The sequence below is a fragment of the Salmonella sp. SAL04213 genome (assembly GCF_046550535.1).
GTDB lineage: Bacteria > Pseudomonadota > Gammaproteobacteria > Enterobacterales > Enterobacteriaceae > Salmonella > Salmonella enterica.
On record NZ_JBGDXS010000023.1, the window covers coordinates 1 to 665 of the forward strand.

Annotated in this window: 1 protein-coding gene; it reads left to right on the forward strand. The window is 68.9% G+C overall.

From position 1 onward, the window contains the following. Positions 1–665: cytochrome c-type biogenesis protein CcmH (locus ACLJPQ_RS22425; RefSeq protein WP_193628150.1), on the forward strand; the 665-nt coding region annotated here is incomplete at both ends.

Consider the following 665-nt stretch of genomic DNA (forward strand, 5'->3'; position numbering starts at 1 on the left):
CCACCGACGTGATGCCGTTTAAAGATGAAGCGCAGGAGCAGCAGTTCCGCCAGCTCACGGAGCAGCTGCGCTGCCCGAAATGCCAGAACAACAGCATTGCGGACTCGAACGCGATGATAGCCACCGACATGCGCCGCAGGGTGTATGACCTGATGCAGGAGGGGAAGAGCCGCCAGGAAATCATCGATTACATGGTGGCGCGCTACGGCAACTTCGTCACCTACGACCCGCCGCTGACCCCGCTGACGGTGCTGCTGTGGGTGCTGCCGCTGGCCGCCATCGTGGCGGGCGGGTGGATAATCGTCGCCCGCACGCGCCGGCGGGTGCGCCTGCGCCGGGAGCCGCTGCCGGCGGGCACCCCGGTTTGCGGCGCGCGCGCCGGGTGGGGCGTTTACGTGCCGGGGGCCGTAATTGCGCTGGCGGTCGGCGCCGGCAGCTACGCCCTGACCGGCAGCTATCAGCAGGTGAGGGTCTGGCAGCAGGCAACGGCGCAGACGCCGGGGCTGCTGGCGCGGGCGCTGGACCCGCAGGCGCAGCCGCTGAATGAGGAGGAGATGGCGCGGCTGGCGCTGGGGCTGCGCACCCGCCTGCAGAATGATGCCGGCAATGTTGAGGGCTGGCTCATGCTGGGGCGCACCGGTATGGTACTGGGTAATGCCGGTACC